Raw genomic sequence first — 22,714 nt, 5'->3', positions numbered from 1 at the left:
CCACCGCACGCCACCGAACGAAACTGTGAGGCACCACGTGTCCGACGCGCTGGAAGTGTTGAATCCGGCCACCGAGGAAACCGTCGCCGTCGTCCCGGCCGCCACACGGGACGACGTCGACGCCGCCGTCGCCCGGGCCGCCGCGGCCCAGCGCGCCTGGGCGGCGGCCGCCCCCGCCGACCGGGCCCGGCTGCTGCGCCGCTTCGCCGCGGTCGTCGACGGCCACATCGAGGAACTGGCCCAGCTGGAGGTCCGCGAAGCCGGCCACACCATCGGCAACGCCCGCTGGGAAGCGGGCAACGTACGCGACCTCCTCGACTTCGCCGCCGGGGGAGTGGAACGGCTCTCCGGCCGCCAGATCCCCGTCGCCGGCGGCATCGACATCACCTTCCTCGAACCCCTCGGCGTCATCGGCGTGATCGCCCCGTGGAACTTCCCCATGCCGATCGCCGCCTGGGGCCTGGCCCCGGCGCTCGCCGCCGGCAACGCCGTCATCCTCAAGCCCGCCGAGACCACCCCGCTGACCGCGCTGCGCCTCGCCGAACTCGCCCTCGAAGCCGGGATCCCCGAGCACCTCTTCCAGGTGCTCCCCGGCCGTGGGGACGTCGCCGGCGACGCACTCGTCGAACACCCCGGCGTCGCGAAGATCGTCTTCACCGGGTCCACCCGCGTCGGCAAGCAGATCATGGCCAAGTGCGCCGACCGGGTGAAGCGCGTCACCCTCGAACTCGGTGGCAAGAGCCCCAACATCGTCTTCGCCGACGCCGACCTCGAAGCAGCGGCCGCCGCCGCCCCCATGGCCTTCCTCGACAACACCGGCCAGGACTGCTGCGCCCGCACCCGCATCCTCGTACAGCGCTCCGCCTACGACCGCTTCCTGGAGCTCGTCGCCCCCGGCATCGCGGCCGTGACCGTGGGCGACCCGCTCGACGAGAAGACCCAGATGGGCCCGCTGATCTCCCGGACCCAGCTGGACCGCGTACGGTCCTTCGTCACCGACGACCTCACCGCCATCCGCGGCACCGCCCCCGCAGGCCCCGGCTTCTGGTACCCGCCCACCCTCGTCACGGACGTCGCCCCCACCGCGCCCGTGGCCGCCGAGGAGGTCTTCGGACCGGTCGCCGTCGTCCTGCCCTTCGAGGACGAGGAGGACGCCGTACGCCTGGCCAACGCGACCGAGTACGGCCTCTCCGGCTCCCTCTGGACCCGCGACATCGGGCGCGCGCTGCGCGTCTCGCGCGCCGTCGCTGCCGGCAACCTGTCCGTCAACTCCCACAGCAGCGTCCGCTACTGGACCCCCTTCGGCGGCTACAAGCAGTCCGGGCTCGGCCGCGAGCTCGGACCCGACGCCCTCACCGCATTCACCGAGACCAAGAACGTCTTCATCAGCACGGAGGCCTGAAGCACATGTCCAACGAAGAGATCATCTGCCGCCGCCTGGTCGGCCGCACCGCCGTCATCACCGGAGCCGGCAGCGGCATCGGCCTCGCCACCGCCCGCCGCCTGGCCTCCGAAGGCGCCAACGTGGTCTGCGCGGACATCGACGAGACGGCCGGCAAGGCCGCCGCCGAGGAGGTCGGCGGTCTGTTCGTCAAGGTCGACGTCACCAGCCCCGAGGAGGTCGAGGCGCTCTTCAAGACCGCCTTCGACACCTACGGCTCCGTGGACATCGCCTTCAACAACGCGGGCATCTCGCCCCCGGACGACGACTCCATCCTGACCACCGGCCTGGAGGCCTGGAAGCGCGTCCAGGACGTCAACCTCACCTCCGTCTACCTGTGCTGCAAGGCAGCCCTGCCCTACATGCAGCGCCAGGGCCGCGGCTCCATCATCAACACCGCCTCCTTCGTCGCCATCATGGGCGCCGCCACCTCCCAGATCTCCTACACCGCCTCCAAGGGCGGGGTCCTGGCCATGTCCCGCGAGCTCGGCGTGCAGTTCGCCCGCGAGGGCATCCGCGTCAACGCCCTGTGCCCGGGGCCCGTGAACACCCCCCTGCTGCAGGAACTGTTCGCCAAGGACCCCGAGCGCGCCGCCCGCCGCCTCGTCCACATCCCGCTCGGCCGCTTCGCCGAGCCCACCGAGATCGCCGCCGCCGTCGCCTTCCTCGCCAGCGACGACTCCTCCTTCATCAACGCCACCGACTTCCTCGTCGACGGCGGTATCTCCGGCGCGTACGTGACCCCGCTGTAGGCGCACCGGCACCGCGCCGCACCGCACCCCGGCCGGCCGGGCACCACAAGGTGCCCGGCCGGCCCCTCAGGGCTGTCCCGACCCTCGAAGGAGCAGCATGCAGAGAAAATGGGCAGCCCCCCTCGCCCTCGCCGCGGTCACCGGATCCGGCCTCCTGGCGGCCCCGCCGGCCCAGGCCGCGCACACCCCCTGTCCCCAAGTCACCGTCGGCTCCGGCTGGTACGGGGACAACCAGGCCCGCCTCCAGCAGCTCATCGACCGGTACGGCAGCTGCAACCCGTACCGGACCGGCCGCACCAAGCCCGTCGCCGTCTTCGACTGGGACAACACCGTCGTCAAGAACGACGTCGGCGACGCCACCATGTTCTGGCTCCTGCGCAACGGCCGGATTCGCCAGCCCGCCGCCGGGGACTGGTCCACCACCAGCCGTCACCTCACCCCCGCCGCCACCAAGGCCCTGGCCGACGCCTGCGCCGCCCTCGCCCGCCCCGGCGCCCCGCTGCCCACCGGAACCCCGGCCGGAGCCGGCTGCGCCGACGAGATCAACGCCGTGTACGGCACCGCCGCGACCCGCGCCGGCGCCCCCGCCTTCGCCGGCTGGGACCGCCGCACCACCGAACCCTCGTACGCCTGGCTCCCCCAGCTGATGCAGGGCTGGACCGCCCGCGAGATCCGCGGCTTCGCCGCCGCCGCCCGCACCGAGAACCTCGCCGCGCCCGTCGGCACCACGCAGCGGGTCGGCACCACGACCACCGCCACCGGCTGGGTCCGCTACTACGACCAGCAGAAGGACCTGATCAAGGGCCTGCAGAAGGCCGGCTTCGACGTGTGGATCAGCTCTGCCTCCCCACAGCCCGTGGTCGAGGTCTGGGCCCAGGGCACCGGCATCGAGGCCGACCACGTCATAGGCATCCGCAACACCACCACGTACGGCGGCAAGTTCACCGCCCACCTCCAGGGCTGCGGAACCGTCCGGGACGGCGCCGACACGATGATCACCTACATCGACGGCAAGCGCTGCTGGATCAACAAGGAGATCTTCGGCGTACGCGGCGCGGCCGCCGAGAAGGTCCAGCCCGCCGCCCGCCGCCAGGTGTTCGCCGCCGGCGACTCCGACACCGACATCTCGTTCCTGCGCGACGCCACCGCCCTGCGGCTCGTCGTGAACCGCAACAAGAACGAGCTGATGTGCCGGGCGTACGACAACAGCGACGGCCGCTGGATCGTCAACCCCATGTTCATCGAACCCAAGAAGCGGAAGACCGACCCCTACCCGTGCGCGACGACCGGCTACGTCGACCACGACGGCACCAAGGGACCGGTCCTGCGGGGCGACCGGAGCGTCGTCCCCGACCAGACGGACTCCGTGTACTAGACGATCGAGCCCACGAGGTTCGGCGGGCGATGGCTGTCACCCTGCTTGTGTAACATCCGAATTCGGATGGCAGTCATTACTCGGAGGGGTGTCCGGATGTGGGAACTCGCGCGCTCGTGGGTCGAGGGATGGACCGTCTCGCGGCGGGCGCCGAAGCCGGTGGACGCGCCGTGGGGGCTGAGCATCCAGGTCGGGCTGCCCACCCAGACGGTCCGGCACGTCCTGCTCGACGCCGATGCCGGGACCGCCCGCGGGCTCGTCGGCGCGACCACCGAACCGGCCACCTGGATCAAGGCCTTTGTGGCACCCGACGTCATGGAGCCGTGGTTCCCGCCCGAGTGGGAGCCGACCGATCCCGGCTTCCTGATGGCCGCCGACCTGCGTCCGTCCGTCGTGCGCCCGCCTGACGGTTACACCGTCACCGCCGAGACCGCCGACGGCGTCGTCAGCGTGCGCGTCCTGGCCGCCGGCGGGAAGCTCGCCGCGCGCGGGCAGATCGGGCTGACCGGTGCCGCCTGCGTCTTCGACCAGATCATCACCGAGGAGACCCACCAGCGCCTCGGCCTCGGAACGGTCGTGATGGGCGCCCTCACCGGCGCGGCCGTCGAGAACGGTGCCGCCACCGGCATCCTGGGCGCGACCGTCCAGGGCCGGGCGCTCTACGAAACGCTCGGCTGGAAGGTCCTCGCACCGCTGACCGGCTTCGTCCACAAGCCCGTCACCCGCATCTAGCCCGTATCCGGCCCGTATCCGGCCCGTATTAGAGGAAGGTCCGCCCCTCACCCCGGTAGGTCGGCACGCTGTCGGTGACCCGATCGCCCTCGATCAGGTGCAAGGTGTCGAACCGCTCGCACAGTTCGCCCGCCTTCGCGTGCCGGAACCAGACCCGGTCACCGATCAGCAGATCGTCGGCCGGGCTCCCCAGCAGCGGGGTCTGCACCTCGCCCGCGCCCTCCTGGGGGTCATAGCGGAGCCCCTGGGGCAGGTACGGGACCGGCAGCCGGTCCGCCCCGGCCGCACCGGAGGCCGGATAGCCGCCCCCGAGCACCGTCACCACACCCACCCCGGGCCTGCGCACCACGGGCTGGGCGAACAGGGCCGCCGGACGCCCGCTGAACGACGTGTAGTTGTCGAACAGCCGGGGCACGTACAGGCCCGAACCCGCGGCGATCTCGGTCACCGCGTCCTCGGCGGCCGTCTGCTGCACGCTGCCGGTACCGCCGCCGTTGACGAACTCCAGATCCGGTACGACCGCCCGCACGGCCCGCACCACCTCGGCCCGCCGCGCCGCCAGCTCCCTGCGGGCCGCGCCCTGCATCAGCCGGATCGTCCGGGACCGCAGCGGGCGACCCGCCAGCGAGTCCCCGACCCCGGCGACATGTCCCTCGTACGCCATCAGCCCCACGACACGGAACCCGGGCCGGGCGGCCACCGCCCGGGCCAGCCCGGCCAGCTGCGCGGGCTCGCGCAGCGGGGAGCGGCGGGCCCCGATCCGTACCCGGCCGCCGAGCAGTTGCAGCGCCGTGTCCAGCTCCAGACAGACCCGGACCTCCTCGGCGCCGCCGTCCCGGGCGGCGTCGATCAGGTCCAGCTGCGCGAGGTCGTCCACCATCACCGTGACGGCGCCGGCCAGCTTGGCGTCGTTCGCCAGCTCGCCGAAGCCGGCCCGGTCGGCGGAGGGATAGGCGAGGAGCACGTCCTCGAACCCGGACCGGGCCAGCCAGAGCGATTCGGCGAGGGTGTACGACATGATCCCGGCGAACCCGGGGCGGGCGAGGACCCGTTCCAGCAGCGCGCGGCACCGGACCGACTTGCTCGCGACCCGGACCGGCTTGCCGGCGGCGCGGCGGACGAGATCGTCGGCGTTGGCGTCGAAGGCGTCGAGATCCACGATGGCCAGCGGCGCGTCCAGGTGCGCGGTCGCCCGGTCGTACCGGGCGCGGTCGGTGGCGGGGGAGTTCATGGGCGGCAGCTTGCCAGAGGTCTCTACCGGTGGGTAGGGGTTCCCCGCCCCGCCCTTTCCCCGTTTCCCGGGGCGCCGCCCCGGAGCCCCGCGACGCGGTCGCCGGCGGGGCCGGGCGCCTCAAGGACCGGGGCTCCGCCCCGAGCCCCGCGCCTCAAACGCCGACGGGGCTGGATTGGTCGGGGCTCCGCCCCTGGAACCCCGCACGCTTCAATCGCCGGCGGGGCTGGTTCGGTCGGGGCTCCGCCACCGGTAACCGCGCGCGCCTCAAACGTCGGCGGGGCTGGATTGGTGCGGCGGGGGCTGGATTGGGCGGTGGGGGTGGTTCCGGGGTGGTACCGGGATCCACCTTGTGGCGGCGACGCCGTAGAGTACGGGCAGGCAGCCGTACGGAACGGGGGGCGGAGCCGCCGGATGACCACGACGACACCGCGGACCGCGATCCTGGGCGAGCCCGAACCGACCCCGCCCCAGCCCGAGCTCGCGCAAGCGAACACGCGCCGCCACCCCGTACGGGTCCTCGCCGCCACGCTCTGCGTGCTCCTCGGCAGCGGCCTCGTCGGCGGGGCCGCCCTCACCACCTGGGCCGAACACCGCGCCGCGGCCCGCCCCCTCCCCGCCGACGCCGCCTACCGCAAGGCCGGGTCGCTGTGGCGTGCCGCCCCCGTCGACAGCCTGCTCCCGCCCGTCCTGACCGGCCCTTCCGCCGGCCCCGGCGGCTCCGACCGCACCTGGACCCGGATCGCGCTCGCCCCCGACGCCGACTGCCCGGCCGCCCTCGCCGCCGACTGGCAGGCCCTGCTGGCCGCCACCGGCTGCACCCGCGTGCTGCGCGCCACCTACACCGACGCCACCCGCAGCTCGCTGGTCACCGTCGGCATGGTCTTCACCCCTGCCGACGCCCCCACGATGACGGCCCTCAGGGGCCGGATCCCGGCTCCGCCCGCGTACGGGTTCACCGACACGCAGCGCGCCGCCTGGGCCGCCTCCGTACTCACCGAGGCACCCGTCGTCGTCTACACCGTCTCCGCCTTCGCCGACGGCCGCGCCCTGGACGCACCCCGTCCCGCCGCGGACCTGATGAAGAAGGACGCCACGGGCGCCGCCGCCCAGGCCGGTCTCGGCCACGAGGCCCAGGCGCTCGCCGACCGCGTCGGCCACGGCCTCGCCTTCCTCGCCGCACCACCCGCACCGCCCGCCACGCCCGCACCGCCCACCCCGGAGCTCAGCCGATGATCCGCCGAGCCTCAGGGCAGGCGGCCGCCGCCCTGCTCGCCGCGACCCTCCTCGTGTCCGCCACCGCGACCCCCGCCGCCGCCGACAACATCCGCGACCGCCAGTGGGGTCTGCTGGCGCTGCGCGCCGAGGAGGCCTGGGGCACCACCCGGGGCGCCGGAGTGACCGTCGCCGTCCTCGACACCGGCGTCGACGAGTCCCATCCCGACCTCTCCGGTCAGGTCCTCGCCGGCACCGACCTGATCGGCATGGGGGCCGGCCCCGGCGACCGCGCCTGGGCCCGCCACGGAACCGCCATGGCGAGCATCATCGCCGGGCACGGCCACGGCCCCAGCCGCGGCCAGGGCGTCCTCGGCATGGCCCCGCAGGCACGGATCCTGCCCGTCCGGGTGATCCTCGAAGAGGGCGACCCGGGCCGCGCCAAGGCCCGCGACAGCAAGGGCGGCTCCCTCGCCGAGGGCATTCGCTGGGCCGCGGACCACGGCGCCGACGTGATCAACCTGTCCCTCGGCGACGACAGCGACTCCGCCCACCACGAGGCGGGGGAGGACGAGGCCGTCCAGTACGCCCTCGCCAAGGGCGTGGTCGTCGTGGCCTCCGCGGGCAACGGCGGCGAGGCGGGCGACCGCGTCTCCTACCCGGCCGCCTATCCGGGGGTCATCGCCGTCGCCGCCGTCGACCGCCGCGGCAAGAAGGCCAAGTTCTCCACCCGCAACTGGTACGCCACCGTCAGCGCCCCCGGCGTCGACGTCGTCATCGCCGACCCCGACCGCTCGTACTACGAGGGCTGGGGCACCAGCGCCGCGGCGGCCTTCGTCTCCGGCGCCGTGGCCCTCGTCCTGTCCGCGCACCCCGACCTGACCCCGGCCCAGGTGAAGAAGCTGCTGGAGGCGACCGCCTCCGACTCACCGGCCGGCGGCCGCGACGACGCCCGCGGTCACGGGCTGGTCGATCCCGTCGCCGCCCTCCAGGCCGCCGAGGGGATGCGCCCGGACGCTCCGGCGCCCGTGCCCGCCGCGGCCGGGAGCACGTACTTCGGCCCCGGCCCCGAGCCGGTCCGCCCGCCCGAGCGGGGCGCCCGGCTGGGAGCCCCGGCGGCCGCGGTCGCGGGCGCGGTGCTGCTCGTCCTGGCCGCCGTACTCGCGCGGCGCCCGCGCCGGGGCACCCGGGGCCGTGGCCAGGACCCGTACGCGGCACAGTAGGGTCGGGTAACTGTGGCGAACATGGCGAACAAGAACATTCCCGACCCGGGATTCTCCGACGACGACGGCTCCGCCGATCCCCGGCTGACCGCGGCCCTGGCCGCCTGGTCCGAGGACCGGGCGAAGGAGCCGGAGGTGCTGGCCGCACTCAAGGGCGCCCGCCTGCTGGTCCCGGTGGTCGCCGTCCTCGGTGAGGTGGAGACCGACCCGGAGACGGGCCTCAAGCGCGAGAAGACCAGCGACATGGCCGTCCCGACCCTGCGGGCCGGCGACCGGCGGGCGCTGCCCGCCTTCACCTCGATCGCCTCGCTCGCGCTCTGGGACCCCACGGCCCGGCCGGTGGCCGTCCCGCTGCACCAGGCGCTGGCGGCCGCCGCGCACGAGAAGGCCGACACCGTCGTCCTGGACCTGGCCGGCCCCGTCACGTACCAGCTGACCGGTTCCGCGCTGCTCGCGCTCGCCGAGGGCCGCACCGACGCGGGCCCGCTGGCCGATCCCGCCGTACGGGAGGCCGTACGGGCCGCCGTGTCCGCGGAGCCGGCCGTCCTGCGCGCCCACCTCGGCGCGGGCGGCGCAGACTCCGACGGCACCCTGGCGATCGTGCTGGCTGAGGGCGCGCAGGCGCCCGCGGCGGCCCGGCGCGTCGCCGAGGCGCTGGCGGCGGACACCACCCTGCGGGCCCGGCTGGTCCGCGGGCTGGACCTGGCACTGCTCCCGTCGGACGCCCCGGCTCCGCCCGGCGAGCCCCTGTTCACCCGCTGACCGCGAGCCGCGAGCCGGGGGCCGCGCGGCCCCCGGACATGACGACGGCCGGTGCGCCCCACGCGGGGTGCACCGGCCGTCGTCCTTTGTCTTTCCGGTACGGGCTCAGCCGAAGACGGGACCCGTGAACTTCTCGCCCGGCCCCTGGCCCGGCTCGTCCGGCACGATCGAGGCCTCGCGGAAGGCCAGCTGGAGCGACTTCAGGCCGTCGCGCAGCGGGGCGGCGTGGAAGGAGCTGATCTCGGTGGCGCTCGCGGTGACCAGGCCGGCCAGGGCCGTGATCAGCTTGCGGGCCTCGTCGAGGTCCTTGTGCTCGGAGTCCGGCTTGTCCAGGCCCAGGTTGACCGCCGCGGCGCTCAGCAGGTGCACGGCCACCGTGGTGATCACCTCGACGGCGGGCACGTCCGCGATGTCGCGGGTCATGGTGTCGTAGTCGGGGGTGCCGTCGGCAGCGGGTTCGGTGGGGGGTGTCGCGTCAGTCATGCGTCCCACGATATGCCGTGCGGCGGGCTTGCGGCGCGGGTGCTAGTATGTACTTCGACCGGCCGGACACTTCTGTGCCCGGCCCACAAGTGGAGGCTCCGTTCTCCCACCTGACTGCCCTCCGGGGCGGCGGGTCACCGGTCAGGTGGCATCCATCGTTCCGTACGGACGATGGAAAGCTGCCCGAGTCTACGCCCCGCGGTTCGCACGCGGCGGTGTTCCGGTTGTTTTGGAGCCCCTGCCTGTGCCCGGCGGGGCTTTTTTCATTCTCCCGCTGCGGTCGGTCTGACGGAAATACACGTCAGCGGCTGTCTGCCAGGCAGCCGTGTGGTGCTACCGAGGAGGATCCATCAGCACCGAGCCCCGCATCAACGACCGGATTCGCGTTCCCGAGGTACGGCTTGTCGGTCCCAGCGGCGAGCAGGTCGGCATCGTGCCGCTTGCCAAGGCGCTTGAGCTCGCGCAGGAGTACGACCTCGACCTGGTCGAGGTCGCGGCGTCCGCACGCCCGCCGGTCTGCAAGCTCATGGACTACGGCAAGTTCAAGTACGAGTCGGCCATGAAGGCCCGTGAGGCGCGCAAGAACCAGGCGCACACGGTCATCAAGGAAATGAAGCTCCGGCCGAAGATCGACCCGCACGACTATGACACCAAGAAGGGTCACGTCGTTCGGTTCCTCAAGCAGGGCGACAAGGTCAAGATCACGATCATGTTCCGTGGTCGCGAGCAGTCCCGGCCGGAACTCGGCTACCGACTGCTGCAGCGTCTCGCTTCGGACGTCGAGGACCTCGGGTTCATCGAGTCGAACCCGAAGCAGGACGGCCGAAACATGATCATGGTCCTCGGTCCGCACAAGAAGAAGACCGAGGCGATGGCCGAAGCCCGCGAGGCGCAGGCCGCCCGCAAGGCGGAGCGCCAGGGTGTCGCCCACACCGAAGACGAGGCTCCTTCCGAGGACGCCGCCGTCGAGGTCGATGACACCACCGAGGTCGCCTCCGACGAGGCCACCGAGGCCGCTGCCGAAGAGGCTCCGGCCGACGAGGCGAACGCCGAGGCCTGATTCCTGGACACCCCGTCCAGGATCACCCGACACAACATGACGCTCCCGTAAGCCGGTCCCGTACCGGACCGGTGGGAGCGCCACCGACGAGGAGATAACGGCGCCATGCCGAAGAACAAGACGCACAGCGGTACCAAGAAGCGCTTCAAGGTCACCGGCTCCGGCAAGGTGCTCCGTGAGCGCGCCGGCAAGCGCCACCTGCTCGAGCACAAGTCGTCCCGTGTCACCCGCCGCCTCACCGGCAACGCGGAGATGGCCCCCGGCGACGCCGCGAAGATCAAGAAGCTTCTCGGCATCTGACGTCTCCGCTCCCCCTGCCGGGAGCGGACGCACGTCGAGACCGGGACCCCATCGAATTTCGGGCTGTGTGAAGACACCCACGGCCCCGCTACAAGGAGTTAAAAAGTGGCACGCGTCAAGCGGGCAGTAAACGCCCACAAGAAGCGCCGGGCGATCCTCGAGGCGGCCTCCGGCTACCGCGGTCAGCGTTCGCGCCTGTACCGCAAGGCCAAGGAGCAGGTCACCCACTCGCTGGTCTACAACTTCAACGACCGCAAGAAGCGCAAGGGCGACTTCCGTCAGCTGTGGATCCAGCGCATCAACGCCGCTGCCCGCCAGAACGGCATGACGTACAACCGCCTCATCCAGGGTCTGAAGGCCGCCAACATCGAGGTGGACCGCAAGATCCTCGCGGAGCTGGCCGTCAACGACGCCAACGCGTTCGCCGCGCTCGTCGAGGTTGCGCAGAAGGCGCTTCCGGCCGACGTCAACGCCCCCAAGGCCGCTGCCTAAGGGCTAGCCGGCCCAGCTCACCCAGGGCCGGCCCCCACGGACCCGCAGGCATACGCCTGCGGGTCCGTGTGCTTTCCGCGCCGCCCGCCCCGCGCCGCCCCTGCCGCCCCGCCCCGTCCAGCCCCCGTCCCGCCCGGAACCCCGAAAGAGAACCGCACACACCATGGGTCACCCCGACGAGCTGATCTCCCCCCGATCCCCGCGGGTGGCCGCCGCCAGGCGCCTGGCGCGGCGCAACTTCCGCACCAAGGAGCGCCGCTTCATCGCCGAGGGCCCGCAGGCCGTCCGCGAGGCCGTCGAGCACCGCGGTCCCACGGGCGCGTCGACCCTGATCGAGCTGTTCGCCACCGTCGAGGCCGCCGAGCGCTACTCCGGGATCATCGAGGCCGCCCTGGACGCGGGTGCCCGCGTGCACTACGCCTCCGACGAGGTGCTCGCCGAGGTCTCCCAGACCGTCACCCCGCAGGGCCTGGTCGGTGTCTGCCACTTCCTGGACTCCCCGTTCGAGGAGATCCTGAAGGCGCGTCCCAAGCTCGTCGCGGTCCTCGCGCACGTCCGGGACCCCGGCAACGCCGGTACGGTGCTGCGCTGCGCGGACGCCGCGGGCGCCGACGCGGTGGTGCTGACCGACGCCTCCGTGGACCTCTACAACCCCAAGTCGGTGCGGGCCTCCGTGGGCTCCCTCTTCCACCTCCCGGTCGCGGTCGGCGTTCCGGTCGAGCAGGCCGTCGAGGGGCTCCGGGCGGCCGGCGTACGCATCCTGGCGGCCGACGGCGCCGGTGACGACGACCTCGACGCCGAGCTGGACGCGGGCACCATGGGCGGGCCCTCCGCCTGGGTCTTCGGCAACGAGGCCTGGGGTCTGCCGGAGGAGACCAGGGCCCTGGCGGACGCCGTCGTACGGGTCCCGATCCACGGAAAGGCGGAGAGCCTGAACCTGGCGACGGCCGCCGCCGTGTGCCTCTACGCGTCCGCGCGTGCACAGCGGGCGCCCGGAGGGTGCCGCTCTGTGACCCCCAGCTAGTAATGTGGCGGCCCGGGGGGCCCACTGCGCTACTCGGAGATGTGGGGTACGGGGACATGACCGTCGGTACGAACAGTTCGCCGGAGGCCGACACGACGGCCGGTCCGCCGTTGCCGGTCGGCCTCTGCGCCCGTACGGGCGGGCCCATTGATGCCGTGCCCCCCGCACTCGCCTCCGACGCGCTGCGCGGCGTACCGCCGCAGGGCGCGGCCCGCGGGGCGGTCCTGGGCAGCGGGGCCCCCGGTGAGGGGCTCGCCTTCGGGATCGACCCCGACTGCCTGCCCGACGGGCTCGTCGTCGCCGACGCCACCGGGCACGTGATCTGCTTCAACCGGGCCGCGGCCCGGATGACCGCGACCGACCCGGCCCAGGCGCTCGGCACGCGCATCGAGCGGGCGCTCCCGCTGGAGGACCTCGAAGGCCGCCGCTGGTGGGCGCTGACCGACCCGTACGGGGGCCTCGCGACCCGCCGCGGGCAGCCCGAGCGGAACCTGCTGCTCCCGGGCGGGCGCGAGGTGCTGGTCTCCGCCAGCTACGTCCGTACGCACCCCACCGGCCCGCTGCGCCGCCTCGTGGTCACCCTGCGCGGTACCGAGGCCCGCCGGCGCACCGAGCGCAGCCACGCCGAGCTCATCGCCACCGTCGCCCACGAGCTGCGCTCCCCGCTGACCTCGGTCAAGGGGTTCACGGCCACCCTGCTCGCCAAATGGGAGCGGTTCACCGACGACCAGAAGCGGCTGATGCTGGAGACCGTCGACGCCGACGCCAACCGCGTCACCCGCCTCATCGCCGAACTGCTCGACATCTCCCGCATCGACTCCGGCCGCCTGGAGGTGCGCCGCCAGCCGGTGGACATCGCCACCGCCGTCGGCCGCCACGTGCAGGCACTCACCGCGAACGGGCAGGACCCCGAACGGTTCCTCGTGAGCGTCAGCCGCCCGCTCCCCGATCTGTGGGCCGATCCGGACAAGATCGACCAGATCCTCGGCAACCTCCTGGAAAATGCGGTGCGCCACGGAGAGGGAACGGTCACCATCGGTGTATCGCCGCATGAGAAGGGAACCGCCGTCACCGTGACCGACGAAGGCCCCGGGATCCCCGAGGAGTCGATGGGCCGCGTCTTCACCCGCTTCTGGCGGGGGAGCAAGCGCGGCGGCACCGGCCTGGGCCTGTACATCGTCAAGGGCATCGTGGAGGCCCACGGCGGCACCATCACGGTCGGCCGCGGCCCCGGCGGCGGCGCCGAGTTCCGATTTATCCTGCCCGTGAGCGCCCCGGCGTACCTCACGCAGTAGCCCTGCTGAGCATCTCGCCAGTCGGCCCACGGGCTCCTTCACCCCCAGCGACCTTTAGACTCGTCCTTTGGCACCTTTGTGTCTCTGTGTCGATCGGTCTGATCGCGCCGTACGGGGACCCACCAGCCAGCCATCGGAAGTACGGGAAGAGATGTCGGCACCGAACAAGTCGTACGACCCTGTCGAGGTCGAGGCACTGAAACCGGAAGAGATCGAGCGCATGCGGGACGAGGCGCTCGCCGCCTTCGCGTCCGCCGGCGACCTCGACGCGCTGCGTGAGGCGAAGACCGCGCACATGGGCGACCGCTCGCCCCTGGCGCTCGCCAACCGCGAGATCGGCGCGCTGCCCCCGCAGGCCAAGGCCACCGCGGGCAAGCTCGTGGGCCAGGCCCGCGGCGCCGTGAACAAGGCCTTCGGGGCCCGCACGGTCGCGCTCGAGGCGGAGCGCGACGAGCGGGTGCTGGTCGAGGAGGCCGTGGACGTCACGCTGCCCTACGACCGCGTCCCCGCCGGCGCCCGGCACCCCCTGACCACGCTGATGGACCGCATCGCGGACATCTTCGTGGCCATGGGGTACGAGGTCGCCGAGGGGCCGGAGGTGGAGGCCGAGTGGTTCAACTTCGACGCCCTCAACTTCACGCCCGACCACCCGGCGCGCCAGATGCAGGACACCTTCTTCGTCCGGGGGCCCGAGGGCACCCAGGGCGACGAGTCCGGCGTCGTGCTGCGCACCCACACCTCCCCGGTGCAGGCGCGCTCGCTGCTGGAGCGCAAGCCCCCCGTCTACATCGTCTGCCCGGGCCGGGTGTACCGCACCGACGAGCTCGACGCGACGCACACCCCGGTCTTCCACCAGGTCGAGCTGCTCGCCGTGGACGAGGGCCTGACCATGGCGGACCTCAAGGGCACCATGGACCACATGGTCCAGGAGCTGTTCGGCGAGGGCACCACCACGCGCCTGCGCCCGCACTTCTTCCCCTTCACCGAGCCGTCCGCCGAGATGGACATGCAGTGCTACGTGTGCCGCGGCGAGTCGGTGGGCAACCCCGACCGCCCGTGCCGTACCTGCTCCAGCGAGGGCTGGATCGAGCTCGGCGGCTGCGGCATGGTCAACCCCAAGGTGCTCGTCGCCTGCGGTGTGGACCCCGAGAAGTACAGCGGGTTCGCCTTCGGGTTCGGCATCGAACGGATGCTGATGTTCCGCCACAACGTCGAAGACATGCGAGACATGGTCGAGGGTGACGTTCGCTTCACCCGGCCGTTCGGGAGTGAGATCTGATGCGCGTCCCGCTTTCCTGGCTGCGGGAGTACGTCGATCTCCCCGCGGGTGAAACCGGCCGTGACGTGGCGGCCAAGCTGGTCGACGCCGGCCTTGAGGTCGAGACCGTCGAGCAGCTCGGCGGCGGCCTCAAGGGCCCGCTCGTCGTCGGTCAGGTGCTGACCATCGAAGAGCTGGAGGGCTTCCGCAAGCCGATCCGCTTCTGCACGGTCGACGTCGGTCAGGCCAACGGCACCGGCGAGCCGCAGGAGATCGTCTGCGGCGCCCGGAACTTCGCCGTCGGCGACAAGGTCGTCGTGGTGCTGCCCGGCGCGGTCCTGCCCGGAGACTTCGCGATCGCCTCGCGCAAGACCTACGGCCGCACCTCGCACGGCATGATCTGTTCCGGCGACGAGCTGGGCATGGGCGACGACGGCACGCACGGCATCATCGTGCTGCCGCACGAGCACGAGGTCGGCACCGACGCGATCGAGCTGCTCCAGCTCGTCGACGAGGTCCTCGACATCGACATCACCCCGGACCGCGGCTACTGCATGTCCATGCGCGGTGTCGCCCGTGAGGCGGCCACCGCCTACGGCCTGCCGCTGCGCGACCCGGCGCTGCTCGACGTGCCCGCGCCGAACTCGTACGGCTACCCGGTCAAGGTCGACGACCCGGCCGGCTGCGACCGCTTCACCGCCCGCACGGTGACCGGTCTCGACCCCGACGCGCGCTCCCCGATCTGGCTGACCCGCCGCCTGCAGAAGGCGGGCATGCGCCCGATCTCGCTCGCTGTGGACATCACCAACTACGTGATGCTGGAGCTCGGCCAGCCGCTGCACGCCTACGACCGCTCGTCCGTCGAGGGCGCCATCGGTGTCCGCCGCGCCGAGCAGGGCGAGAAGTTCACCACGCTCGACGGGGTCAAGCGCACGCTCGACGCCGAAGACCTGGTGATCACCGACAACAGCGGGCCGATCGGCCTCGCCGGTGTCATGGGCGGCGCCAACACCGAGATCGCCGACTCCGTCACCGACCCTGAGACCGGCCAGGTCACGGGGACCACGGACGTCGTCATCGAGGCCGCGCACTTCGACTCCGTGTCGATCTCGCGCACCGCCCGCCGCCTGAAGCTGTCCTCCGAGGCCTCCAAGCGCTTCGAGCGGGGCGTCGACCCGCAGGCCGCGGCCGCGGCCGCGCAGCGGACCGTCGACCTGCTCGTGCTCCTCGCGGGCGGCACCGCCGAGGCGGGTGTCACCGAGGTCATCGCCCCGGGCGCGCCGCGCACCATCGCCATGCCCGCGGACCACCCGGACCGGGTGGCGGGCATGGAGTACGGCCGCGAGACCGTCGTCCGCCGCCTCCAGGAGATCGGCTGCGACGTCTACGGCCAGGACGAGCTCGTCGTCACGGTCCCCTCGTGGCGGCCCGACCTCGCCGCGCCCAACGACCTCGCCGAAGAGGTCATCCGGCTGGAGGGCTACGGGAACCTCCCGTCGACCCTCCCGCAGGTGCCCTCCGGCCGCGGTCTGACCGCCCGGCAGCAGCTGCACCGCCGGGTCGGCCGCGCGCTGGCCGGCGCGGGCTACGTCGAGGCGCTCAGCTACCCGTTCATCGGTGAGGGCGTCTTCGACCAGCTGCAGCTCCCCGCGCACGACGTCGCCCGCCAGGTCGTCAAGCTGGTCAACCCGATCTCCGACGAGGAGCCGGCGCTGCGCACCACGCTGCTGCCGGGTCTGCTCGGCGCGCTGCGCCGCAACGACAGCCGGGGCAGCCACGACCTCGCGCTGTTCGAGACCGGTTCGGTCTTCCGGGCCGCAGCCCAGCCGGGTGTCGCCGTACGGCTGCCCGTCGACCGGCGTCCCACGGACGAGGAGATCGCCACCCTGAACGCGGCCCTGCCCGCGCAGCCGCGGTACGCCGCGGTCGTGCTGGCCGGTGCGCGCGAGCAGGCCGGCTGGTGGGGCAAGGGCCGCCCGGCCGACTGGGCGGACGCGGTCCAGGCGGCCCGCGCGCTGGCCGTCGAGGCCGGCACCGAGCTGGTGGTCCGCCAGGGCCAGTACGGCCCCTGGCACCCGGGCCGCTGCGCCGAGCTGGTCGTCACCCTCGGCGGGGTCGAGCAGGTCATCGGCCACGCCGGTGAACTGCACCCGCGCGTGGTCAAGGCGATGGGCCTGCCGGCCCGCACCAGCGCGATGGAGATCGACCTGGACCGCCTCGCGGCGGCCGGTGGCGAGGCCCTCCAGGCCCCGCGGATCTCCTCCTTCCCGGTGGCGACCCAGGACGTGGCGCTGATCGTCGACGCGTCGGTCCCGGCGTCCTCGGTGGAGGCCGCGCTGCGCAAGGGCGCGGGCGAACTCCTCGAATCGCTGCGGCTGTTCGACGTGTTCACCGGTGAGCAGGTCGGCGAGGGCAAGAAGTCCCTGGCCTACGCGCTGCGCTTCCGCGCGGCCGACCGGACGCTGACCGCCGAGGAGTCCACGGCCGCGCGCGACGCGGCGGTGGCCCTGGCGGGCGAGCGGACCGGGGCGGTGCTCCGGGGCGCGTAGCCGCTTCGTACACGCGTGAGGGGCACGTCCGGACCATCGGACGTGCCCCTCACCCGTTCGGGTGGGAACCCCGGTGGCCCGTGTCCGGGGTGCCGGTCGGTCGACACAATCGATCCGGCCGGAGGGGAGTCCTACGGATGATCACGCGTGGGGAGATTCGTGACGGTCCCTGCTCCTCCAGATCGCGCCGGACGGTGCCCTGCTGGCCCTGAACTGCGGCCACCCGTGGCCGTACGTGCTGCGCCCGACGGCGGTCCTGGAGCACTGCGCTGCGCGCAGCCGGGGCTCCGCCCCGGACCCCGCGCCTCAATCTCCCCCGGCTACCGCTGGGAGGGGCCCCCGGGCGGGGCTGGAAAATGACCGGGTCCGGGCAGCGCCCGGTTCCGCGCAACGGGCCACGCCGGTACTGCCGCTGGCCGGGGGGTGAGACCCTACCGCCGCTCGGGGTGGTGCCCGTACCGGCGGACGTGTGGCCGCGCGCCTGCGGGGAACTCCGGCCGGGGGAGACGCTGTTCCTGTACACCGACGGGGCCGAGGACGCCCGCGACCGGGCCGGTCGGTTCTTCGATCTGGCGGGCGTCCTCGCGCAGGAGGCGGCGGCCACGCCCACGCGGCTGGTGGCGGGCGGGCACGCCGCTCTGCTGCGGCACACCGGCGGGCGGCTCGCCGACGACGTCGCCCTGCTGGTGCTCCGCAACGACCGGTCCTGACCACCGGCTCCGGACACGCGCGCCGGGCCCGGTGGATGAGCCCGGCGCGCGCTCTCGACCCGGCCCCTGCCGGGGCGCGGCGACCAACCGGGCGCCGGCGGGGCCGGAACGCGCCGCCCGCCTGCCATGGAGTGTCGGGCAGACAGCAGAACGGGCGGCGCGGTGACGGGTCGTCGCACTGTACGAGGGGGAGCCGACGACCCGAGCTACCTCTTGGCGAGGCTCTTCAGTGAAGCGCCTCCAGGGGTCCGTGCGGCAGAGTGCGCATCGCATTTATGCGCGTACACGGTTCACACCCCGTGTGAACCGCGCACCCACTAGCCTGAGACCGACGAGCCCTTGGAGCGGCCCATGCAGCCCAATGTCCTGCTCGACGCCCTCCTCGCCGAGGCGGGCATGTCCCACGCCGGACTCGCCGCGTACGTGAACCAGGCAGGCCGCACCCGCGGACTCGCCCTGCGTTACGAACACACCGCCGTGACACGGTGGTTGAAGGGTCAGCGGCCCCGGGGCCAGGTTCCCGACCTGATCTGCGAGGTGCTCGGAGGGCGGCTGCGGCGTCCCCTCGGGCTGGACGACATCGGGCTCGGCGCCGCCGACCAGCCCGTTCCGCTGCACGCCTCGCCGCTCAGCGGGTTCGTGGACCGGGCCGCCGCCCTGTGGCGTTCCGACGTCCAGGCCCGGCCCCAGCTGCTGGCCGCCGAGGCGGTCACCGGGACGCCCGCCGTCATCCCGGTGTGGGAATGGGAGAATCCGCCCGAGGACGCCGACGTCTCCCGTGAGGGCCCGCATCCGATCGGTCCCGAGCACATCGAGATCCTGAAGTCCGCCCGAGCCCACTACGAGCTGATGTACCGCCGGGCCGGCGGGCTCGCCACGCGGGACCGGATCGTCCGCTTCCTGGGCAGTGAGACCGCACCCATGCTGCGCGGGAGCTACTCCGACGACCTCGGCCGCCGGCTGCACCGGGCCACGGGGTCCCTGGTGGCGGTGGCGGGGATCTGCGCGTACGACTCGGACGCCCACGGCCTGGCCCAGCGCTACTTCCACCAGGCCCTGCGCCTGGCCAAGGCGAGCGGGGACCGGGGGCTCGGCGCGTACGTCATCGCGCTGATCGTGAACCAGTCGCTGCACCTGCGGGAGTACCGCCAGGCCGTCGCCTTCGCCGAGGCCGCGCTTCGGGCCGCCGGGCGGCACACCACCCCGGCGCTGGCCGCCGACCTGTACGCGATGCAGGCCAAGGCGTACGCCCAACTCGGCGACACCGGGGCCGCCCTGGCCTGCATCCGCAGGGCGGAGGCGGCCGCCGAGCGGATCCGCCCGGGCAGCGAACCGGACGAGACCGGCTACGTACAGCCGGGGCTCGTCAACGTCCAGGTCGCCGAGGCGCTGCTCAGCCTGGGCGATCTGGAGGCCGCGCGGGTCCAGGCGACCGCCGCCGTCGGCACCCCGGCGCACGACCGCGGGCGGGTGCACCGGCTGGCGATGCTGTGCGAGATCCAGCTGCGCCAGGGGGAGGCGGACCGGGCTGCGGCGTCCGCGGCCGAGATGGCGGAGCGGGCCAAGGGCATGGAGTCGCTGCGGCTGCGCGACCGGCTGCGGGCGGTCCGCGAACAGCTTCTGACCAGTGGTTGTACGGGTGCGGAGGAGACTGCACGGCTCATCGACGGGGCGCTGCGCGTTCCACTGTGACGAGCCGAGGTGCTGCCATGTTGCCACCTACTCGAACGGAAGGTGGCACAACCGTGCAGTGGACGAACCTGAGTGAGCAGACCGTGTACAGGAACCGTTGGTTCGACGTGAATCTCGCCGATGTGGAACTTCCCGACGGCCGGCACCTGGACCACTTCGTGATCCGGCTGCGGCCGGTCGCCGTCGCCACGGCCGTCAACGAGGCCGACGAGGTGCTGCTGCTCTGGCGGCACCGCTTCATCACCGACAGCTGGGGCTGGGAACTGCCCGCCGGGGTGGTCGAGGACGGCGAGGACATCGCGGCCGCGGCGGCCCGCGAGATGGAGGAGGAGTCGGGCTGGCGCCCCGGCCCGCTCCACCACCTGATGACCGTCGAGCCGTCCAACGGACTGACCGATGCCCGGCACCACCTCTACTGGGCGGACGGCGCCACGCACATCGGGCATCCCGAGGATGATTTCGAGTCCTCGCGCCGGGAGTGGGTCCCGCTCAAGCTCGTGCCGGACATGATCGCCCGCGGGGAGATCCCGGCCGCCAACATGGCGGCCGGGCTGCTCCTGCTGCACCACCTGCGGCTCGGCCGGCCGTAGGGACGGCCGGACGGATCAGCCGTACGGGTAGAAGCCCGCGCCCGTCTTGCGGCCCAGGCGGCCGGCGTCGACCATGCGCTGGAGCAGCGGGGGAGCGGCGTAGAGCGGCTCCTTGTACTCCGCGTACATGGAGTCGGCGATCGACGCGATGGTGTCCAGGCCGATCAGGTCGGACAGCTTGAGCGGGCCCATCGGGTGGGCACAGCCCAGCTCCATGCCGTTGTCGATGTCCTCGCGGCTGGCGATGCCCGACTCGAACATCCGGATCGCGGACAGCAGGTACGGGACGAGGAGCGCGTTGACGACGAACCCGGACCGGTCCTGGGCGCGGACCGCGTGCTTGCCCAGCACGTCCCGCACCAGGGCCTCGGCCCGCTTGACCGTCTCCTCGCCCGTGGTCAGCGCCGGGATCAGCTCGACGAGCTTCTGCACCGGGGCCGGGTTGAAGAAGTGGATGCCGATGACCTGGTCCGGCCGCGAGGTCGCGACGGCCAGCTTGACCAGCGGGATCGAGGACGTGTTGGAGGCCAGGATCGCGTCCGGGCGGGTGATCACCTGGTCGAGGATCTGGAAGATCTCCGTCTTGACCTGCTCGTTCTCGACGACGGCCTCGATGACGAGGTCACGGTCGGCGAACTCGCCGAGGTCGGTGGTGAAGGTGAGGCGGGCCAGGGTGGCGTCCCGCTCCTCCTCGCTGATCTTGCCGCGTTCGGCGGCCTTGGTCAGCGAGTTGTGCAGCCGGGTCCGGCCGATCTCCAGGGCTTCGCCGGTGGTCTCGGCGACCTTGACCTCAAGGCCACTGCGGGCGCACACCTCGGCGATACCCGCACCCATCTGGCCGCAGCCCACTACGCCGACCCGTGTGATGTCGGAAGGGAGGTCAGTCACTTCGTGCCTTTCGCAGCTCATCCGTCGGCGGGTCCCCCGTACGATTCCGGCGCCCGCCACGCCCCCCGACGTTACTCCCGACCTTGCGCCGGGCGTCGGGCCGGGGCGGGCATGCTGAGCGGGCACCGTGCAATGTCACTCAGCGAAACGGAGATGTCACATGACGTACATCGGCCGACGGGCACTGCTGGCCGGAGCCGTGGGGGTGATCGCCGCCGCCACGGCCGGGTCGGCGGCCGCGGCGCCGCGGACTTCCGCGAAGGTCCCCGGGGGGCGGGCCGGCGCCGCGGACTTCCGGGGCATGTGGATCGCCTCCGTGGCGAATGTGGACTGGCCCTCCGAGAGCGGACTCTCCGCGGCGCGGCAGCGCGCGGAGCTGCTCGACCTCCTCGACACCGCGGTCGAGCGGCGCCTGGGCGCGGTGGTCCTCCAGGTCCGGCCGGCGGCGGACGCGTTCTGGCCCTCGAAGCTGGAGCCCTGGTCGCAGTGGCTGACCGGGGAGCAGGGGGTGGATCCCGGCTGGGACCCGCTGGGCACGGCCGTCAAGGAGGCGCACGCCCGGGGGCTGGAGCTGCACGCTTGGTTCAACCCGTACCGGGTGGCGAACCACACCGACCTCGACCGGCTGGCGTCCACGCACCCGGCGCGGCGCAATTCCGGCTGGACGGTGGAGTACGGCGGCAAGCTCTACTACAACCCTGGTCTGCCCGAGGTGCGGCGCTTCGTCCAGGACGCCATGTTCGACGCCGTCTCCCGCTACCCGCTGGACGCCGTGCACTGGGACGACTACTTCTACCCCTATCCGGTGGAGGGGGAGTACTTCGACGACGACGAGGCCTTCGAGGAGTACGGAGCGGGCTTCAGCTCGCGCGCCGCCTGGCGCCGCGCCAACACCGACACCCTGGTCCGTGAGATGTCCGCGCGGCTGCGGGCGCTCGAGTCGGCGCCGCGGTTCGGGATCAGCCCGTTCGCCGTCTGGCGCAACTCCGACCGGGACCCGGCCGGTTCGCCGACCCGCGCGGGCCTCGGGACGTACGACGACCTGTACGCGGACACCCGCAAGTGGGTCAGGGAGGGCTGGATCGACTACATCGTGCCGCAGGCCTACTGGCACATCGGGCACCCGACCGCCGACTACGCCGACCTCGTGCCCTGGTGGGCGCGGACCGTCGCCGGCACGAAGGTGGACCTGTACGTGGGGGAGGCCCTGTACCGCTGCGACGCGGACAGCCCCACCGAGGCCTGGCGCGACCCCGGGGAACTGTCGAAGCACCTGACGTTCGCCCGCGGGTTCCCGGAGGTCCGCGGCCACGTCTACTTCTCGGCGAAGCAGGTGGCCACGGACCCCAACGGAGCGATGGCCCGGGTGGTCGCCGACCACTACGGCCCGGCGGCGTCCCGGCGCTGATTCAGTGAGCGGGCTCTTCGGGGTGGCGGACTGTGCAGTCGGGTCCGGGAGCCATCAGTGCCTCGTGTCCGTCCTGGAAGCGGACCCGGTACGGGGGGGTTCCGTTCTCGCCCAGGACCTGGGTGATCTCGCCCACCTTGTCGTGCTGTCCGACGATCCTGCCGTGCTGCACCAGCTGGTCGCCCTCGGTCGCGCGCATAACTGACCTCCTCGGTGGCGGTCCGATCCGGTGCT

General features: G+C 72.8%; 22 protein-coding genes. 18 read left to right on the top strand and 4 right to left on the bottom strand.

Translation table 11 applies throughout. The features are described from left to right. Positions 1-37 precede the first annotated feature (37 nt). From ACZ4YL_RS14625 to ACZ4YL_RS14610, 4 genes are all read left to right on the top strand, one after another. Positions 38-1,402 (top strand): aldehyde dehydrogenase family protein, encoded by a 1,365-nt coding sequence (locus ACZ4YL_RS14625; protein WP_468116627.1) that lies wholly within the window; start codon positions 38-40, stop codon positions 1,400-1,402. A gap of 5 nt (positions 1,403-1,407) precedes the next feature. Beyond that, complete coding sequence (locus ACZ4YL_RS14620) at positions 1,408-2,193, top strand: 3-oxoacyl-ACP reductase (protein ID WP_314249478.1); 786 nt, start codon at positions 1,408-1,410, stop codon at positions 2,191-2,193. Positions 2,194-2,290: 97 nt separating this feature from the next. Further along, entirely contained in the window at positions 2,291-3,568 is a 1,278-nt protein-coding gene (locus tag ACZ4YL_RS14615; RefSeq protein ID WP_468116626.1) for a haloacid dehalogenase-like hydrolase, read from the top strand. Positions 3,569-3,664: 96 nt separating this feature from the next. Next, positions 3,665-4,300: a GNAT family N-acetyltransferase gene (locus ACZ4YL_RS14610; protein WP_468116624.1), complete on the top strand. Its 636-nt coding sequence runs from the start codon at positions 3,665-3,667 to the stop codon at positions 4,298-4,300. 28 nt (positions 4,301-4,328) lie between these two features. Here ACZ4YL_RS14610 and ACZ4YL_RS14605 read toward each other — a convergent pair whose 3' ends face one another. After that, positions 4,329-5,531 carry an amino acid deaminase/aldolase gene (locus ACZ4YL_RS14605; RefSeq protein WP_468116622.1) on the bottom strand — a complete coding sequence of 401 codons (1,203 nt, stop codon included), beginning with the start codon at positions 5,529-5,531 and terminating at the stop codon, positions 4,329-4,331. Positions 5,532-5,945: 414 nt separating this feature from the next. On the opposite strand from ACZ4YL_RS14605, the gene ACZ4YL_RS14600 reads away from it, so the two are divergent. From ACZ4YL_RS14600 to ACZ4YL_RS14590, 3 genes are read left to right on the top strand one after another with little or no spacing between them, the layout of a single operon-like run. After that, entirely contained in the window at positions 5,946-6,767 is an 822-nt protein-coding gene (locus ACZ4YL_RS14600; protein ID WP_468116620.1) for a hypothetical protein, read from the top strand. Further along, positions 6,764-7,969 (top strand): type VII secretion-associated serine protease mycosin, encoded by a 1,206-nt coding sequence (gene mycP, locus ACZ4YL_RS14595; protein WP_468116618.1) that lies wholly within the window; start codon positions 6,764-6,766, stop codon positions 7,967-7,969. Before ACZ4YL_RS14600 ends, mycP begins: the two co-directional genes overlap by 4 nt. A gap of 21 nt (positions 7,970-7,990) precedes the next feature. Further along, positions 7,991-8,731: an SseB family protein gene (locus tag ACZ4YL_RS14590; RefSeq protein ID WP_468116616.1), complete on the top strand. Its 741-nt coding sequence runs from the start codon at positions 7,991-7,993 to the stop codon at positions 8,729-8,731. Between the two features lie 105 nt (positions 8,732-8,836). Here the strand turns inward: ACZ4YL_RS14590 and ACZ4YL_RS14585 are convergent, their stop codons facing one another. Continuing rightward, positions 8,837-9,214 carry a DUF1844 domain-containing protein gene (locus ACZ4YL_RS14585; protein WP_301372249.1) on the bottom strand — a complete coding sequence of 126 codons (378 nt, stop codon included), beginning with the start codon at positions 9,212-9,214 and terminating at the stop codon, positions 8,837-8,839. 325 nt (positions 9,215-9,539) lie between these two features. On the opposite strand from ACZ4YL_RS14585, the gene infC reads away from it, so the two are divergent. The 10 genes from infC to ACZ4YL_RS14535 all read left to right on the top strand — a co-directional run bounded on the left by infC (position 9,540) and on the right by ACZ4YL_RS14535 (position 20,184). After that, positions 9,540-10,274, top strand: coding sequence for a translation initiation factor IF-3 (gene infC / locus ACZ4YL_RS14580; RefSeq protein WP_468116614.1), 735 nt, complete (start codon positions 9,540-9,542; stop codon positions 10,272-10,274). Positions 10,275-10,379: 105 nt separating this feature from the next. Then, positions 10,380-10,574 carry a 50S ribosomal protein L35 gene (gene rpmI, locus ACZ4YL_RS14575; protein ID WP_030012385.1) on the top strand — a complete coding sequence of 65 codons (195 nt, stop codon included), beginning with the start codon at positions 10,380-10,382 and terminating at the stop codon, positions 10,572-10,574. A gap of 105 nt (positions 10,575-10,679) precedes the next feature. After that, positions 10,680-11,066 carry a 50S ribosomal protein L20 gene (gene rplT, locus ACZ4YL_RS14570; protein WP_007263143.1) on the top strand — a complete coding sequence of 129 codons (387 nt, stop codon included), beginning with the start codon at positions 10,680-10,682 and terminating at the stop codon, positions 11,064-11,066. Between the two features lie 163 nt (positions 11,067-11,229). Next, a complete protein-coding gene (locus ACZ4YL_RS14565) occupies positions 11,230-12,090 on the top strand; it encodes a TrmH family RNA methyltransferase (protein WP_393782212.1) in 861 nt (286 codons plus the stop codon). Positions 12,091-12,146: 56 nt separating this feature from the next. After that, positions 12,147-13,385, top strand: a complete 1,239-nt coding sequence (locus ACZ4YL_RS14560; RefSeq protein WP_468116611.1) for a sensor histidine kinase — start codon at positions 12,147-12,149, stop codon at positions 13,383-13,385. 151 nt (positions 13,386-13,536) lie between these two features. Next, positions 13,537-14,664 carry a phenylalanine--tRNA ligase subunit alpha gene (gene pheS, locus ACZ4YL_RS14555; RefSeq protein ID WP_109780890.1) on the top strand — a complete coding sequence of 376 codons (1,128 nt, stop codon included), beginning with the start codon at positions 13,537-13,539 and terminating at the stop codon, positions 14,662-14,664. Then, positions 14,664-17,192, top strand: coding sequence for a phenylalanine--tRNA ligase subunit beta (gene pheT / locus ACZ4YL_RS14550; protein ID WP_468116609.1), 2,529 nt, complete (start codon positions 14,664-14,666; stop codon positions 17,190-17,192). Before pheS ends, pheT begins: the two co-directional genes overlap by 1 nt. Positions 17,193-17,638: 446 nt before the next feature. After that, entirely contained in the window at positions 17,639-17,902 is a 264-nt protein-coding gene (locus ACZ4YL_RS14545) for a SpoIIE family protein phosphatase (protein ID WP_468116607.1), read from the top strand. A gap of 351 nt (positions 17,903-18,253) precedes the next feature. Then, positions 18,254-19,594: a transcriptional regulator gene (locus ACZ4YL_RS14540; RefSeq protein WP_468116605.1), complete on the top strand. Its 1,341-nt coding sequence runs from the start codon at positions 18,254-18,256 to the stop codon at positions 19,592-19,594. Between the two features lie 53 nt (positions 19,595-19,647). Then, positions 19,648-20,184 (top strand): NUDIX hydrolase, encoded by a 537-nt coding sequence (locus tag ACZ4YL_RS14535; protein ID WP_468116603.1) that lies wholly within the window; start codon positions 19,648-19,650, stop codon positions 20,182-20,184. 15 nt (positions 20,185-20,199) lie between these two features. On the opposite strand, the gene ACZ4YL_RS14530 is transcribed toward ACZ4YL_RS14535, so the two are convergent. Beyond that, the gene (locus ACZ4YL_RS14530; RefSeq protein ID WP_373043712.1) at positions 20,200-21,093 is read right to left on the bottom strand and encodes a 3-hydroxybutyryl-CoA dehydrogenase; all 894 of its coding nucleotides are present in this window, start codon (positions 21,091-21,093) and stop codon (positions 20,200-20,202) included. A gap of 139 nt (positions 21,094-21,232) precedes the next feature. Between ACZ4YL_RS14530 and ACZ4YL_RS14525 the strand changes: the two genes are divergently transcribed. Continuing rightward, positions 21,233-22,480, top strand: a complete 1,248-nt coding sequence (locus ACZ4YL_RS14525) for a glycoside hydrolase family 10-like protein (RefSeq protein ID WP_468116601.1) — start codon at positions 21,233-21,235, stop codon at positions 22,478-22,480. A gap of 1 nt (position 22,481) precedes the next feature. On the opposite strand, the gene ACZ4YL_RS14520 is transcribed toward ACZ4YL_RS14525, so the two are convergent. Next, positions 22,482-22,679: a DUF1918 domain-containing protein gene (locus ACZ4YL_RS14520; RefSeq protein WP_314249515.1), complete on the bottom strand. Its 198-nt coding sequence runs from the start codon at positions 22,677-22,679 to the stop codon at positions 22,482-22,484. Between the last annotated feature and the right edge of the window lie 35 nt (positions 22,680-22,714).

This window comes from Streptomyces sp. NPDC030021 (assembly GCF_055574035.1).
Note: the sequence above shows the minus strand (reverse complement) of the source record. Positions and strands in the feature narration are given on the sequence as shown.